Source organism: Nocardia brasiliensis, from assembly GCF_042691675.1.
Classification (GTDB): domain Bacteria; phylum Actinomycetota; class Actinomycetes; order Mycobacteriales; family Mycobacteriaceae; genus Nocardia; species Nocardia brasiliensis_D.
On sequence record NZ_CP170507.1, the window covers coordinates 8,367,196 to 8,383,384 of the forward strand.

General features: G+C 63.0%; 11 protein-coding genes. 1 reads left to right on the forward strand and 10 read right to left on the reverse strand.

All coding sequences use genetic code 11. From position 1 onward, the window contains the following. Positions 1–33: 33 nt before the first annotated feature. Entirely contained in the window at positions 34–630 is a 597-nt protein-coding gene (locus tag ACFK0J_RS38590) for an alpha/beta family hydrolase (RefSeq protein ID WP_378734660.1), read from the reverse strand. Positions 631–858: 228 nt separating this feature from the next. On the opposite strand from ACFK0J_RS38590, the gene ACFK0J_RS38595 reads away from it, so the two are divergent. Then, on the forward strand, positions 859–2,694 hold the full coding sequence (locus ACFK0J_RS38595) for an acyl-CoA dehydrogenase (protein ID WP_378743316.1): 1,836 nt from the start codon (positions 859–861) through the stop codon (positions 2,692–2,694). A 61-nt stretch (positions 2,695–2,755) separates the two neighbouring features. Here the strand turns inward: ACFK0J_RS38595 and ACFK0J_RS38600 are convergent, their stop codons facing one another. From ACFK0J_RS38600 to ACFK0J_RS38640, 9 genes are all read right to left on the reverse strand, one after another. Continuing rightward, positions 2,756–3,838 carry a GGDEF domain-containing protein gene (locus tag ACFK0J_RS38600; protein WP_378734662.1) on the reverse strand — a complete coding sequence of 361 codons (1,083 nt, stop codon included), beginning with the start codon at positions 3,836–3,838 and terminating at the stop codon, positions 2,756–2,758. 278 nt (positions 3,839–4,116) lie between these two features. Continuing rightward, complete coding sequence (locus ACFK0J_RS38605) at positions 4,117–4,362, reverse strand: hypothetical protein (protein WP_378734664.1); 246 nt, start codon at positions 4,360–4,362, stop codon at positions 4,117–4,119. 516 nt (positions 4,363–4,878) lie between these two features. Continuing rightward, positions 4,879–5,772 carry an ADP-ribosylglycohydrolase family protein gene (locus ACFK0J_RS38610; RefSeq protein ID WP_378734666.1) on the reverse strand — a complete coding sequence of 298 codons (894 nt, stop codon included), beginning with the start codon at positions 5,770–5,772 and terminating at the stop codon, positions 4,879–4,881. A 494-nt stretch (positions 5,773–6,266) separates the two neighbouring features. Then, entirely contained in the window at positions 6,267–6,425 is a 159-nt protein-coding gene (locus ACFK0J_RS38615; protein WP_378734668.1) for a hypothetical protein, read from the reverse strand. Positions 6,426–6,472: 47 nt separating this feature from the next. Next, complete coding sequence (locus ACFK0J_RS38620; protein ID WP_378734670.1) at positions 6,473–7,384, reverse strand: ankyrin repeat domain-containing protein; 912 nt, start codon at positions 7,382–7,384, stop codon at positions 6,473–6,475. Between the two features lie 42 nt (positions 7,385–7,426). After that, positions 7,427–10,588 (reverse strand): hypothetical protein, encoded by a 3,162-nt coding sequence (locus tag ACFK0J_RS38625; protein WP_378734672.1) that lies wholly within the window; start codon positions 10,586–10,588, stop codon positions 7,427–7,429. A 1,367-nt stretch (positions 10,589–11,955) separates the two neighbouring features. Beyond that, on the reverse strand, positions 11,956–12,420 hold the full coding sequence (locus tag ACFK0J_RS38630) for a hypothetical protein (protein WP_378734673.1): 465 nt from the start codon (positions 12,418–12,420) through the stop codon (positions 11,956–11,958). Between the two features lie 335 nt (positions 12,421–12,755). After that, positions 12,756–13,154 (reverse strand): toxin-antitoxin system YwqK family antitoxin, encoded by a 399-nt coding sequence (locus tag ACFK0J_RS38635; RefSeq protein ID WP_378734675.1) that lies wholly within the window; start codon positions 13,152–13,154, stop codon positions 12,756–12,758. Then, a complete protein-coding gene (locus ACFK0J_RS38640; RefSeq protein WP_378734677.1) occupies positions 13,117–16,002 on the reverse strand; it encodes a hypothetical protein in 2,886 nt (961 codons plus the stop codon). The genes ACFK0J_RS38635 and ACFK0J_RS38640 overlap by 38 nt, the downstream gene beginning before the upstream one ends. Positions 16,003–16,189: the final 187 nt, after the last annotated feature.

Here is a 16,189-nt window from a genome sequence, read left to right on the forward strand (position 1 = left end):
TCCGGCACGGCCGTACTGCTCGACGGCTGGCCGCTACGTACCCCAGCGCCGCAACCACGGCGTGACCGTGTCGGCGATGACGTCGAATCCGGTGCGGAAGGAATGCGGCTGACCAGGAATCACTCGCACCTCCGCCACGTCGGCGGCATCGGGGATGCCGAACGGATCGCTGCCGCCATTGATGACCACCACTTCGATGTCACCCGGTTCGAGCAGCTCCGCGCGTCGGCTCTGCTCCGGCTTCCCCGGCGGATGCAGCGGAAACGACAGCGCGATCACCCCGCGCGCCTCGGCGGCGATCGCGGTCCGGCAGGCCACCCGAGCCCCATTGCTCCGCCCACCCTGGATCAGCGGAACCTTTTTGATACGAGCCCGCAGGGCGGCGACGATCTCCAGCCACGCCTCGTCCTGCCGCGCCGCCGACCCGGGTGCCCGTCGACCGGCGACCCGGTAGGGCTGCACCACCCTGGCTACCGCGCCGCCCAGTTCCAACGCCGCATCGCGCACCGTCAAAATGTCTTTTGCCTCGACGCCGCCGCCCGAACCATGGGTGAGCAACAGCAGGAAGGCGGGCTTGCGCGGCTGGTCGAGCTCGATGTCAGCCGGTCCGGCACTCGTCTCGATTCGCACACTTCACGGTAACCGCGTCGGCGTGTCAGCTCGCCATCGGCGCGCGTGTCGCTGTTTTTCGCGTCACATTGCCCGCTCGACCCTTTGCCAGCCCATTACTGGCCGGTAATATGGCTTGTAAGTTACCCGCGAGTAGCATGCCGAAAACCGGCTACCCGGTGGAGCGACAAACGGGCGGGAACGGCCAACCAACCGACCGCACCAACTCAACGGAGAGTGAGTACTGACATGGGTCACTACAAGAGCAACGTCCGCGACCTGGAGTTCAACCTCTTCGAGGTCCTGGGCCTTGGTTCCATCCTGGACAGCGGCGCCTACGGCGACCTCGACACGGACACCGTCAAGGAGATGCTCAACGAGGTGCGTCGCCTGGCCGAGGGTCCGCTCGCCGAGTCGTTCGCCGACGCCGACCGCAACCCGCCGGTCTTCGATCCGGAAACGCACACCGTCTCGATCCCCGAGTCGTTCAAGAAGTCCTTCCGCGCCCTGCAGGAAGGCGGCTGGGAGAAGCTCGGCATCCCCGAGGAGCTCGGCGGACTCGGCGTCCCGCGCACCATCCATTGGGCGATCAGCGAGCTGATCCTCGGCGCGCAGCCCGCCGCGTACATGTACGCCGCCGGCCCCGGCTTCAACACCATCTTCCACAACAACGGCACCGATGAGCAGAAGAAGTGGGCCAAGATCGCGATCGACCGCGACTGGGGCGCCACCATGGTGCTCACCGAGCCCGACGCGGGTTCCGACGTCGGCGCGGGCCGCACCAAGGCGATCAAGCAGGAAGACGGCACCTGGCACATCGAGGGTGTGAAGCGCTTCATCACCTCGGCGGATGCCGATGACATGTTCGAGAACACCATCCACCTGGTGCTGGCGCGCCCCGAGGGCGCGGGTCCGGGCACCAAGGGGCTGTCGCTGTTCTTCGTGCCGAAGTTCCACTTCGATCACGAGACCGGCGAACTCGGCGACCGCAACGGCGTTTTCGTCACTGGTGTCGAGCACAAGATGGGCCTGAAGGTCTCGGCCACCTGCGAGGTCACCTTCGGCGGCAACGGCATTCCGGCCAAGGGCTGGCTGGTCGGCGAGGTGCACAACGGCATCGCGCAGATGTTCGACGTCATCGAGAACGCGCGCATGATGGTGGGCACCAAGGCCATCGCCACCCTGTCGACCGGCTACCTGAATGCTCTCGAGTACGCCAAGGAGCGCGTCCAGGGTGCCGACCTGACCAAGATGACCGACAAGGCCGCGCCGCGCGTGACCATCACCCATCACCCGGATGTCCGGCGCTCGCTGGCCAGCCAGAAGGCCTACGCCGAGGGGCTGCGCGCCGTGTACCTGTACACCGCCGCGCACCAGGATCCTGATGTCGCCGAGCAGGTTTCGGGTGCCGACGCCGATCTGGCGGACCGGGTCAACGACCTGCTGCTGCCGATCGTCAAGGGTGTCGGTTCCGAGCGGGCCTACCAGTACCTGACCGAGTCGTTGCAGACCCTGGGTGGTTCGGGCTTCCTGCAGGACTACCCGATCGAGCAGTACATCCGCGACGCGAAGATCGACTCGCTGTACGAGGGCACCACCGCGATCCAGGCGCAGGACTTCTTCTTCCGCAAGATCGCGCGGGACCGCGGCGTGGCGCTGGCGCACGTGGCGGGCCAGATCCAGCAGTTCATCGAGTCCGAGGCGGGCAACGGCCGGCTCAAGGGCGAGCGCAAGCTGCTGGCCACCGCCCTCGAGGACGTCCAGAGCATGGCGGCGACGCTGACCGGGCACCTGATGGGCGCTCAGGAGAACCCGTCGGAACTGTACAAGGTGGGCCTGGGGTCGGTGCGCTTCCTACTCGCGGTGGGCGACCTGCTCATCGGCTGGCAGCTGCTGCGGCACGCCGAGATCGCCATCAAGGCGCTCGACAACGGTGCCACCGGTGCCGACGAGTCGTTCTACCAGGGCAAGGTCGCTGTCGCGCAGTTCTTCGCGCGCAACATGCTGCCGGAGCTGACCGCGGTGCGTACCGTGCTGTCGAACCTGGACAACGACATCATGGAGCTCGACGAAGCGGCGTTCTGATCCTGTCGCGATAACCGAATACGACGAAAACGGCCCGGATCGCTCCGGGCCGTTTTCGCTGTCAGGTGGCGTTGGACTCGACGAGTTCATCGACGACGACCAGATTGCCGCCGAGCTGTTTAGCTCGGTACATGGCGTCGTCGGCGCGCTCGAGCAGATAAGCGGGCGACGGTGCGTCGCAGACTCCGTCGAAAATCGCGACCCCGACGCTCCCCGTCACCGCGACCGGTTCGTCCGGTTCGGCGACGGCCAGGCGCACCACCTCCGCCTCGGCCCTGGCCTCCGGCACCGCCAAGTGGCCGAAGATCACGAACTCCTCGCCACCCGTCCGCGCCACCACCATCCGGGAGCCCACCGCGTTGCGCAGCCGCTTCGCCGTCCGGACCAGCACCTCGTCGCCCACCCCGTGACCGAAGCGGTCGTTGATGTCCTTGAACCGGTCGAGGTCGAGCGCGATCGCGCAGATCGGGGACTGCCGACCGGACGCGACCACCTTCGCCAGGTGCAGTTCCAGCCCGCGACGATTCAACAGCCTGGTCAACGGATCCGTCACCGCGTCCTGGCGCAGCACCCAGTAGCAGAACTGCATCGCGGGCAGCAGCACAACACCCGCGACCAGCGAGATCAGCACGATCGCCAGCGCGACCATCGGATCGCCGCCCACGGCCACCATGCGAAAGGTCAGCGCGATGACCGAAAACATCGTCCAGCCCGCGTGCAGGGCCAAGACCCTGGCATTGTGCATAACCGCCAGATAGCCGCCGGTAATCACCAGCAGGATGAGCCCGAGCGCCCCGTACACCCGGTTCGATTCCTGCAGGCAGGCCACCGTGATCGAGATATCCGCGGCGGCGAAGAGCGCGACGGACTCCATCCGGCTCGGCCACGGGAGCCACCACCACCGCAGGGCCCAGAACAGCGCGAACCCGGTGATGATCCAGTCGAGCACCTGGCCGGCCAGACCCGGCGGACCCGTGTCGGACGACGACGCCAGGATGGCGATGGCCGCCAAGCCGAGGCCGCCCGCGCCGACGATGATCTTCGACCAGCGCACCGCGGCGTGCGAGTCGAGAGCGCGCGCCAGCCAGTTGTAGTCGGCCGGATCGGCCCACCAAGCCTCCAGCATCGCGCGACCATTGGCCACGGCCACCACCTAGCGCAGAGGGGTCAATTCCTGAACGCCGAGCGCGGGATTTCGCCATCGGAATCCCACCAGCTAATTGTCCCAAGTGTATGGCTGGCGGCGATGGGGGTGTATGTGTTGGTCAGCACATCGCGATCGGCTCCGCATGGGCGCTGAACAGGCACGATGTCGAGTTGACGGGAGGCGAAACGGCCCGGATCGCGCCGGGCCGCTTCGTGGAATTCAGGACGCCCCGCCGTCCCTCCCCAGCACTGAGCGGGGCTGTAGCTATCGGCTACCTACGGAGTGGTCGGTGCCGGCTGGGCACCCTTCGAGCCGGTCGACAGCGCCTTGATGATGTCGGTGACCGCCTTGCTCGAGCCGGTCCCACCGGTCGGATCCTGCTCGCCCGGGGCGACCACCGGCTGCACGCTGGTCCCCGGCTCCAAGGCGATGCCCGGCGCCGCACCCGCGATACCCGACCCGGCGAGGGCAACACCGGCCGCCGCCGCCAGCACGACCCCGAACACACGCATTCTGCTCATTTAGCTGCTTCCTTTACAGAATCTCTTTTTAGCCGAAAACCCCATTGGCATCGGCCGCAGCCAGTTCTACCACTCCCGTTCAGTTGCCAGCGACCGTTCAGCCATCGCGGATTTCCGCCATTGATTGCTCGGGGATTGCATGGGAGGGCCGAGCAACTTTCACAATGTGAGCTGGATATTGCCAGGTTGTGCCCCAATTTTTACCGGCAACATGCTTGAGGGCAAGCAGAATCGGCGCTGATATCCAGCCTTTTGAGCCGAGTGATAGGCACTCAGCATTACCAGATCGACACCCAGTCGGTCGTTCTGGCAAATCTTCGGCACACCGACTAATACTTGAAAATTCATCGACCCCGGCGACCGGGCCCTCTCAGCAATCCAACGGCTAAGTTGTGATTCATTGCATACGGAATGAATGTAACGTCGGGGGACGATCCGCCGAATACCACCCGCATACCCAGGATAGCTTTATCGGTGACCGCGATGCTCCTCGAACGGTGCAGCGCACATGGTCATTCAAGTCCGCTCACTCGCACCCGAAATCCACATAGGTAGTGGTTCGCACCGCTGGAGCCATTCGGCGGGCAGACCCGAAATGCCGAGGCGGGCAGCGAGGATGCCGCCGACGATGGCACAGGTGGTGTCGACGTCGCCGCCGGTCGCAACAGTCGCCCAGCAGGCCGCACCGAAATCGTCAGGGAAGTGGGCAGCAATCCACAGGCAGAACGGAACGGTGTCCGGTGCGGATACCGCACGCCCGTTACCCAATGCGGCTGCGGCCGCTCCCGCATCGCGCATGGTCCTCGCGTCGAGGATGCCATCACGGACCAGGCCAGGCGGAGTGCACTCGGCGACCGCGTCCAGCAAGGCAGTACCGTGCGTGTCCGGAGCCGAAACCGCAAGTGCCGCAGCGATTGCCACGGCAACGGCACCGGCAACGCCCTCATGGTGCTGATGGGTCACTTCGGCCGATGCTGCCGCCTCACGCACAACCCTGTCGAGGTCATCAGCGAAGTAGGCCCCCAACGGCGCAACCCGCATAGCCGCGCCATTGCCCCACGACCCCTGTCCGTTCCGCGCCTCGGCCGCCAGCGTCCGCCAGTCACCGCCCTTTTGGCTTATCAGTCGCAGAATGCGGTTCGTCCCAGGACCGTACCGGCGGTATATATCGTGATGCCGGGCAAAGGACTCGGCCAGCGCATCCTGCTCGATCCGCCCATACCGGCCGAGCACGGCAAAAATCGAGCACGCCATCTCCGTATCGTCGGTCCACAACCACGGACCAGGCAACAACGAACGATCCCGCAGCGCAGCCTGATTGATCGGATCCGCATAGCACGACCCGAACGCATCTCCCAGCGCCAGCCCGCGCAGCGACGCGAAACTCCGCAACCGGGAATCAGAAGTCATGCCGACGAGTCTGCCAACTCCACGCACATACCTCCACATCCAGCCCACCAGTGCGCCTACCCGCGGCTTCCGTCGCCAACGGCCAACCGGCTGGACGCGTAGATCAAGAGAGGTCCGACAGCGGAATAACGCTCCATTCTGCCACCAAAAAAGATTCAGGGCAGTACATAATATCGTCGGCCCAGAAGGCCTCGCCCTCATGATATATAATATGGTCCCCGGTCAGCGCCTGACCGCCGAACCTAGCGTTTATCCTCAAAATAGCTTCATCTTCGGTTATCCCGAATTTCCATCATCTTACGCACGATGGAACGGAGGAATTCGTCGGATTGCTCATCTACGCGAAATTCGAATCCAGTCATTCGTGCGGTCCTCTCAGGCCTCGAAATCAGCCCTCGCATGAGCAAGGTGTGCACACGCTCGGCCACTGTGTCTGAGCCGCGCTCTGATTGGCGAGATGCGGCCTACCCGCAACCACTCCGCGCCGTTCCAACTCACCGAGCGTCGATATCCACAGCCCAATCAGGCTCCCCCATGCCGACTTCGCGCATCATCCGCAGCATCACAGCCAGATCCGCCACATCGGGAGCAGTATCGGCAAACCATGCCGACACACTGCTCCAGTCTTCACGAGCAGCCTCATGCTCAACCACATCCCCGATCCCATACTGTACCCCGCGCTCCGACGGAACCTCACCGCCTACCGGCTGCGGTATTCCTCCCAGGACGGCAGGCTGAAGATGGGATCGTCTGCGGGGTAACGCCTTTGCACCACCTTGGCCGGAATGTTGTGTTGCTGTAGCTCGTTCAGGGCCGTATCGATCGCCTTGCCGAACTCGATGACATCGCCGAACTCGCTGGAATCGATCGTGAACGCCGGGGTCCAGCCGCCTGCCCCGTCGCCGATATGACCAACGGCACGGTGCCGGGCGCCGGACGACCGCTCCTGGACTACTTCCTCCGGAAGTGGTTCGACAGGGATCGAGTGCTCCTGCAGCCATGCCGTGATCTGGGCTCGCTCTTCCCGCATTTCCGGCCCCTGATCCAAAGGATCGATGCTGTTCAAATAGTCCTGGAAAGTATCGCCATCGCCATTGGTGCTGGTGGGATCTGCCCCTGCTTCCAGCAGATCCAATATCTGCCGGTAAAGCATCAGCATCGCAGCGTGGTGTAGGGCGGTGTCACCGCTGAGGTCAGGGATGTTCGGGTCGGCTCCGGCCGCCAGAAGCATCTGGAACTGCTCGTAGTTTCGTCTCGTAGCAATGAGCGGGGTCACCCCGTCGTCCAGATCGGTGACGTTGACATGGACCGGGTATTCCAGCAGCGTCTGCATGTACCACGGATCATCGATCCTGGCCGCGAAGTGGAGGACGGTCGCACCGTCCTCATCCCGATGAGTGGTGTCGGCACCGGCATCGAGCAACGCACGGAACGCTTTACGCTTCCGCGCCGCCAACGCCAGCATCAGCACGTTCCACCCACAGATGCCGACGCCGCTCAGATCAGCACCCTTTGCCAAGAGCTCGTTCACCTTCTCGACATTGTCCTCGACCACCGCCGCGGCCAACTTCGACACACCAGGGTCGGTGAACCCCTCGGCAAAATTGCTCATCTCTCGCTTCCTTCCCGCTGGTACAACGCCCACGGCACCTGCTCACGAGTCGCCATCATTGCCGTCTTCCAGATATCTGTACAGTGCCGTCAGGACGGAGTCCATCAAATGACGTTTCAGAGACCACATGCCCGGTTCTGGCTCGAGAATTATCGTGCGGCCCAGCGCTTCCGGGAACGCCTCCGGGCCGTACCTGCCCTGAAGAAGTCGGATAGTCCGAGCCACCTTCTGCCCCTCCTGCGAACCGGTGAGCAACTCACCCTTCACCACATAGTTGAGTATCCTGCCGGTCTCCGCCAATTCGGCGCGCACCTCGGCTGGATCCCGACCGGTCAGCAACCTTATGTAGTTGTTGTGCACACCGGCCGCATTGAACGTGATTCCTTTCGTGCCAACTGTCGCCAGTATGCTCACACCGCCGAGACCACCGCCGAGGGAGTGTCCGACGATTACCAAGTTGCTGCGGGGGTAGGCCTTCCGTACTCGATTGGCGAGGGTGATGGCATCGTCGTACATATCGGTCTCACCCTTGGTGGCCTGTTGGGCGTCTGCCTTCAGATCAGTCATTTTCGTGGGCGTTGTCCCTTTGAAGGCGAGAACGAGATCGCCTCTTCGGTTCCGGTAGAGCGCCGCAACCAACCCACTGTTGGTATTGAAATATTTTGGCTTCGCTCTGGTAGTCGCGAGCTCCTCGTCCTGTATTCGCTTATAACCACCGATTCGGGCCGTAGAGACCGCGTTGTAGACGTCCTTGGCCAACCGCGCGTAGGTGATGACGCGCCGCCAAGGCAACTCACCATCGGCGCCGCCTTGCCCGTCCACGCGTGGGCCGCGTGGTCCGCCACCGTCGCCACCGGCACTTCCGCCATTTGTATCGTTGCCGGGCGACCGTGGCGGCTGAGCAGGTCCAGACCGTTGCGGCTCCTCGGATGGCGTGCGGGCGTTGACCCGAGGACGTGGCGGACCGACCGTCGCCTCCTCGGTCCGTACCGTGGTTTCGACCTGCAACAGCGGATTCGGCCGATCGGGCACACGTGACGTGCCGACCCGTTCCTGCGGCGACGGTTTCACGGGTCCGACCACTTCGTCTCCGACACGTCCGCCGCCGTTCGACGGCAGCCAACCGCGGAATTGCTCCGCAAGCGTCGGTTTCGTCGGGGTCGTGACAGCGGGCTTGCCCGGACCGAACCATCCTTCGGTATTCACATTGGTGGGGCGCGGGAGCGTATCGATCTTCGGCCGGTTGGCACCGCCGCGGGGGCCCGCAGCGCCCGCCAAGCTCAAGGCAAGCCCAGATAGTGCTCCTCCCAGGCTTTGTGGTGCCGGCGCGGGGATGGGAGCCACATAGTGGTTGCCGCCGAAGCGGTCTTGGATTACGAGGCGACCGTCATCAAGTTCCCACAGTCCGATCGCGGGTACACCGGGCGGCACCTCTAGGCGCTTGACCCCGATATTGAAACCGCCTGGCCCACGGTCGTCGATATACATGCCACCAGTTCCACTGGGCCGCAAGGAGTTCGGCGGGTCGATCACCTGCTGCTGGTCAGGGCTGAAAACGACCTCCTGGCCGTTGACATTGAAGTGGTGGTTTCCGTCGTTGTCTTGGAACGCCGGTGCCGGGTTGCCCGCGGCGTCTCGGTAGTCCCACGGCCGATGAATACTGCGCTCGGCGGGCAGCACCGTGGTCGGTGCTTCCGGAGTCGCGTCGACCCAATGGAATTCGCCGTCGTTTGTCTGAATGATCAGACGGTCGCCGTAGGCGTACAGCCCCTTTCCAGGAACGCCTGGCGGTAGCGCGATCCGTGGCAGGTCGACACCCAGGGTGTTGTACTCGGTGAAGACGATCGAGCCGTCGGCCTTGTTGTAATCGCGAATGTTGAACAGCGGCGAGCGATCGATGTGCTTCGGGTCGATAACGTTGCCGTCGGGTCCGATGGTGACGGTGTGGTCGAGGCCGAGCCGGTAGGTCTTGTTGCCGTTGCCCCACTCGCTGTAGTGGGCGAGTTCGCGACCTGCCGCGTCGAGGATGCGCACATCGGTCCACGGCCGGTCGCCGCCGTCTGAGCCGCCCTGGGGCAGGCGGACTTCCGTCGTGCCGAGACGATTGATCAGCTCGGCCGGGCCCGTCGCGTAAACCCATGCGGGGGCTGACTTGTCAGGTCGCAACCCCGCCGGAGTGGCCGGTGGCGCAGGTACCCAACGGCCGAGCGATGCATCGAACATCTCGTTGGCGTGGGTTCGGCGTGGCGGCGCGATGAAACGCGAATTGACCGGTGTCCGAGTGCCGTCCGGGTCGATGACAGTGACGCCGTTCTCGTCCTCGACGATGCTCGAGATCCCGTTCGGCCCCGGCACTGCCAGGATCCAGGCTTTGGTGCGCTGGCCCTCGGGGTCGTCAGGATCGATAATCCTGGTGAGCGGCGCACCGAAGCTGCTGGGCTGGAATTCGCCGATGACAGGATTGCCGTCCGCGTCGACGGTCGCGAATACGCCACCGAGACCGTCCGGCGACAGTTGAACGACCTCCGGGCGGATCGCCGACCCTGGTGCCGGTTCCTTGACGATCAGGCCGTTGGCGTATTGCACCGAATGCGAACCATCCGGATTCGCCGTCCAGGTAACGATGTTTCCGTAACCGTCGTCGACGGAACGAACCTTGCTGACACCGTGACGATCGGTGATCGTGGTATCCCGGCTCAGCCCGCCGGTTCCCGCCACGAGATCCGCTTCAGCGGTGGCGACCCACGACCCGTACTTATCGAAGGTTTTGGTGGTGACGTGCCCGGTGCTCGGGTCAACAGTCGCGAACGAGGTTGTCCCGTCATGGCCCGCAGTAGCGGTCACACCGCTCGGCAGCACTTGGCTCTGGCCAGGTTGCAGCCCCTCCAGTGCCCGCCGATCTGCCGGACCCTCGATCGGAATCGTCGGCTGCGGATTGTCCGCCGGCATGTCGGCGGCAGGTTTGTCCTTGACTGTCTGGTCCGGCTGGGCGGCGGGTGGCGCCGGGGCCGTGGTGGTCGGCACCGATTGCGGCCCCGCCGGAGCAGCATCGGCCGCCGGGCCTTGCGGCGGAACAGCTTCCGGCGACATCTGCCGCCCCTGCTCCGCACGCTGCCGCCAGTACTCCCGATCCGCCTCGTTTCGACGATTCCGCTCTTCCTCCGTCTGCGGGTCCGGCGCGCCCAGCCCCCGCTCGAGACTCACCGGCTTGATCAATCCGGGCGCCACAGGTCTCGTTTGCGACGGCGGTTCCGGCGGTGGGCCGGAAACATCCCCAGGCGCATCGAAAGGGGCTGCCACTGTGGACAACTCCGACACCGCCGACGCCCGGGCCGACTCCATCAACTCGGCACCGGCAAAGATCCGATCCAGTTGCCGGCCAGCGCTCGACGGAGTCATCCGGTGAAAGTCGAAGACACGTCCCGCGAACCCGCCATCGGACGAATCGGCCGATGCCACAAGGGCGTTCGTAAGCGCCGACAGGTTCGCGGCTCGGGCGCCGACCCAGGTGGGAACACCGTCCAGCGGTGGCCAGACGGAATCATGATTCGCCATTTCGGCACCTCAATACATCGATTGGTTCGAGAAAGGACGCAGGTCCTCGACTCGCGGAACGGAGCTAGGTATGTCGCGGCAGCTCGAATTTCCAGATCCGCGGCGGTATTTCAGTTGCATCGGATCGGCTCATTTGCTGGAGCGCGCGACGACACGGGCTTTGCGCTACGCGCAGACCGACACGGCTCCCTGAGAACGGACTCGAAGGCACCAGCACCGACGCACATCGCGCGGTACGGCTGAGCACGCGTGTTGGAAGTACCGCTTGGAGAACTGCGGCGTGGATGCGCGCGGGAAGCGGTCAGTCACGGTCGCTGTGTTCGATGCCCCGCAGAGTGCCTTCCACCGCGCCGACAACGCCTTGGGTCACGCAGATTTCGATCCAGAAGTCACCATGGACAGCGCCGATATGCGACTTCATCGCCTCTGCGTCTGCTACTGCTAAGTTCCAGAAGTGCTCGCACTGGGCATCTTCGATGAATACGTGGCTTGGCTGCAGGTGAACGTTCCACTCGCATACGAGAGCCTGGCACCGCCTGCTACCCCGTTCGAGCTGGCGGCGTTGGAGGCAGCGATCGGAGACGACCGCTGTACACCTCTCCCGGCTGGCTCCCCCTGTGGTCGGATCGGTGCGCGAGGACTACATAGAAGTGAACCTCGACCCAGATTCCAGCGGAAAGGCCCGCCAGACTATCAATTTCGGCCGAAACGAGCAGCAGCACTCTCTCTGCGCACCGGAGTTCACCGGCCTACTTCAGATCCTGCCCGAGGAGGTCAGGCCCGACGCCTGGCAGGCCTCGCAGCCCTACGAAATTTGTCACCATTCAGCGAAAAGGGTGCCGACTGTCCCGTCATATCGATAATCTCGGTGCGACATCTATACCGGCCAGCATAGACAAAGCGTCGCGACGTAGATTCGCCGGAGCTGCATAAGTATTCCGCTAAGGATAGATCTTAGCCGGAACCGGTCACCCCCGACCGGTTCCGGCCGTCATATCGAGAAAGAGAACGCCATGTCAATAATATCCCGGACCGGCCACCAATGCGGATTCGAAATATATTGACAACCCTTCCTCGTCCAGACCAGCACTGCCATCGCCTTCGAGATTGAACCCGAGAGTAAGCTCCGGACAATTCGGATAGTAGCGATCGCTGTCGTCGATACGAACTCCTTGTGAGCGGAGTTCCGCAAGCACCTCACGCGCGGGAGTCCTGAACACATCCAGCTCATGAAATTCAACGACGATATCGGCGGAGGGGTCCTCGGGCCGCCATATCTCGATTGCTGTTACCTCGTCGGCCGATTCGAGATGCACAAAGATGTCGACATTGAGTTCCGCGTCCCTGACCCGAAGACGGTCCGTGGGTCCGGTGAGCAACTCCGGCGACCCCCAGACACCGAGGGCGCGAAACGCCTCTTCTCTAGACATGCCGATCAATACCGGGGGAATTCCCACCGGCGGATCGAGCTCAATATTCAATCAACATACTCCTCGATAGCGGACGGAAAATACCTCAGCGAATCGGCCTTATAAAACCCGATGCCTTCAAAACCATTCGACGCTACCGCCGCACACGGCCAAAGTTCAGAATGCCGCCTATTCCGGCGGATAGGGATGATCCTCGACATATTTGCGATATCGCGAATTATTCGGCAGGCCATCGAGCACCGCTTGAGTATGCTCATCACGCTCATCTACGAGCACTGATCTTCCGAGACAAGCACGCATACAAGCTGACGTACGATATCGACACGAGCCACAGGTTGTTCGAGACTCAGATTCAATATTCGCACCTCGGCTGCGCTTGTCAGGAATTAATCTTCCGTATCCCAGATAAGTTGTCCATTCTCATCCCAGTGCTTCTGCCAAAGCGAAACGCCTCCGGTGCCGAAACGCTGCTGCCGAGAGATTTGGCCGTTGGGATGCCACTCGCGCCATTCACCCACAGGGTCGCCGTTCTTGCTCTGCCCCTCTAGCCGCAGGGAACCGTCCGGATACCACTCACGCTCAGGGCCGTCGGGCACGCCGTCACGATAAGTAGTGACTCCGATCATTTCGCCGTCCGACGTGGTTTCGATCATTTCACCAGTGAAAGGCTGCCCTTGGTAGTAGAAGTCATACTTATCGTCGTAGTCGGCTTCGACGAGTTCTTCAGCATTAACACGTAACATTTCGTCACCATTCAGCGAAAAGATGCGGGCTGTCTCCGTCATATCGATAGTCTTTGGGGTGATGAGTATATCGACCAGCGTAGCTAGGAACCCCCCTGAGGACGTTATTGCAATTCGCGCAAGCGGCAGCATGAGCAAGCATGTCGAATCTATTCCCGTCTTTGAGCCAGCGGGGGTCGAACCGCAGTTCCCTCAGTGTAGCGAGCGTGAGCGGCGGGTCTCCCGGTCGGCGTACTCGCTCGCGGGCCCACAGCAACTCGTTAACTGCTTTCACCTCCGCATGACGCAACGGACTGTCATAGTGCACCCTACCGTCGAGGACTTCGAGATCGGTACCATCCGCGGCCTTGACCGCGTGCTGCCATGCCGCCATGTCAACATAGTTCTGTCGAAGCAGTGGATGAAGGTTCTTCGGATCCAATGCATCGATGAGCCGCCCGTTGACACCCTCAGTGATATGTCCGGTCCGTAGGTCGATTGCGACCGCAGAGACAGGACCGTCCTTCCGACGCAATGTCGGTGCGATGGCGTTTGCACGCGCTCTCGCGAGGTTTGCAATGTAATCTTTGACGGGCATTCCATCGACGGTTCTGATGAGGTTGTCGGCGTCCCGAATGACCCGATTCGACCCGATCTCTTCGATCAGTGCCCCGCGTGACCTGATAGTAGGTCCGGCCGGGGACGCCTCGGGGGTCAGCCCTGGGTCGCGCGGCGGGTCAATCGGTGTGAAGTTCGCGTTCGGCCCGACCGCAGTCGCCGGTTTGCGCTGGGGTTGATCCAACCCGTCGAGCGGACTATCCAGAATCGGGTCAGGGGAATCTTGCGGTACCGGGGTTGCATCTGCCGGATCGCCATCGTCCTCATGAATACTCCGTGGCAGATCCGGGCCGGTCGCATTGCCACGTCGGACGGAAGCGATGACACCTTGCGCCCCCGCCGCCAAGGGGCGCGTGACGACGCCGGTCACTTGGCCGAACGAGGAGGCGACTACCAGAGCGCCGAGAAGGGTGCCGAGGCCGGCGCTGATACGCCCTTCCTTGAAGTCGGCGTAGCCCAAGCTGTTGGCGAGGTCTCGGACAATTTGATTGGCCTCGCCCTTGTTCAGGCCAGGAATCTTTCCACTGTTTGCGAGGTCGTAGCCGGACGTGCCGTACTGGGTGGTGAGAGCAGTTATCGCAGCGGTTTTGGCTACGTTCTTCCCTAGCGCGCTCCATGCTTCGCCAAACCCTTGATTGCTTGAGCCACCCATACCGATCAGCGGAAGCATGCCGTCGTAGGCGTTTATTATCGCAAGTCCGAATTTCGCTGCGAAAGAGTCGTAGTCCTGGCCGATGGGACCTTTTTCTGAGCCGACCCATGGCATCCCGGGGACTTCATTGCGCTGAGTATTGAGCGGGCGAAGGTCGATGCGTCGATCGCCCTCCAGTCCATTGCCCCAGTGGGTCTTCGGCTCCTGCCCAGGTGCCATGACGATCTCTTGCGTGAGGGTGGCGCCGGTGCGGTCTTTGTATGCCTGGGTGGGCCTGAATCGGATAGTGCCGTCCGGGTCGGTGGTGAAAGTGCCCTCCACGACTCCGTCTTTTTCGACATTCCTACCTCCGGAGCCGTTCGGAGTGACCTTGTACCCGTCGGCAAGCATCTGCCACAGCAGCTCGCGCTTCCCGTCAAGGCCTTTTCGGTAGTGCGCTTCGAAATTGCCATCGAGATCGCTGACAATGATCTCGTCCCATGGATTATCGGTATTGGCGTTCTTGGCGACCTCGGTAACGATTTGATTGTTCATCGGGTCGTACACCTGGACGTACTTTTGGCCCCACTTGTCGATGCCAAAATTTGTCGTGGTGTTATCCGTGCCGCCATGAATCGTTCCGGAGCCGTCGGGTCGTGTCTCCTTGATCGACCCGTCGATCCGCGTCAGGGTGCCCGAGCCGTCCGGGTTTGTTTCACCGACGACCCACGGTGTGCTGTATTCCGGGTCACCAGGGCGGCTGGCGTATGTTTTGGTTCCACCTTCTGGGAGGCGTTCTGTTTCGTAGTAAGTGATGCCGTCGGGCTGCTTCTGGATCAACTTGACCGACGGAGAGCCGTCGGCATTCTGGGATTGCTTCAGCCAATTGCCGCTACCGTCGCCGTGCGTGTACGCGTTGGGACCGCTGGTGAAGTCATTGGTTGAGGCAGAGGAGTACGTGTAGCTCTCAGTGGTGCCGGGATTTTCTTGACCGGGGCCCGCGACATAGGTGACCGAATGCGTGCCGTCGGCGTGGGCCGTCCAGATGGTCACGCCACCGAGGTCGTTCGTTACCGCGCGCGACCGAGAGACGTTGCCGTTGGCGTCAGTGGTTTCGCTGTCGACGGTCTGGCCGCCGGTGCCGACGACTATGGTGCTGGTCAGAGTGCCACCGTTGCTGGTGGGTACGGTCTGCGGGACACCCTCGACCGGAGGTGCGACCGGTTCCGCGGGTGGCGCGATGGGTTGGCCGGGGAGCGGTCCGTTTTGGGTCTTGTCGTCGACTGGCTTGTCGGTGCCTGGGTTCGGGGTGGCCGGTGCCTGTGGCGGGTTCTGTTGTGGCGGCGGGTTGTTCACGGGCGGGGTCGCAGGTGCCTGCACCGGCACGTCAGCTCCGGGGACTGGCGGATATTGCGCCTGCTCATCACGCCTGGCCCGATTGGCCGCCTCCTGCTCCTCCCGCGTCTTCGGCGCATCGCCCAGACCGGTCTGGTAACTGACCGGCTTGATCACCGGCGGCAACACGAAGGGCGCCTCGGCAGCCGGGAATGGGGCCGAATCAGACACCGCGGCTGCCGAATTCGCCATCGGGCGGGCCGACTCGACCAATTCCTTACCCGCGAAAATTCGCGCCAACTGCTGACTCGAAGACGTCGCGGTCATGCCGTGGAAATTGTGGACGCGACCGTCACCGGTACCGGCACGGTTAGATCCATCAACCCCCACACCACCTGCCGACAACGAGGCCAGATGCGCGGTACGCGCCGACGCCCACGGCGCCACCTCGGTTTGCCTCGGCCAAGCCGAACCACTCGCCATAACAGACCTCGATCGCAATCAGGATTGGGAA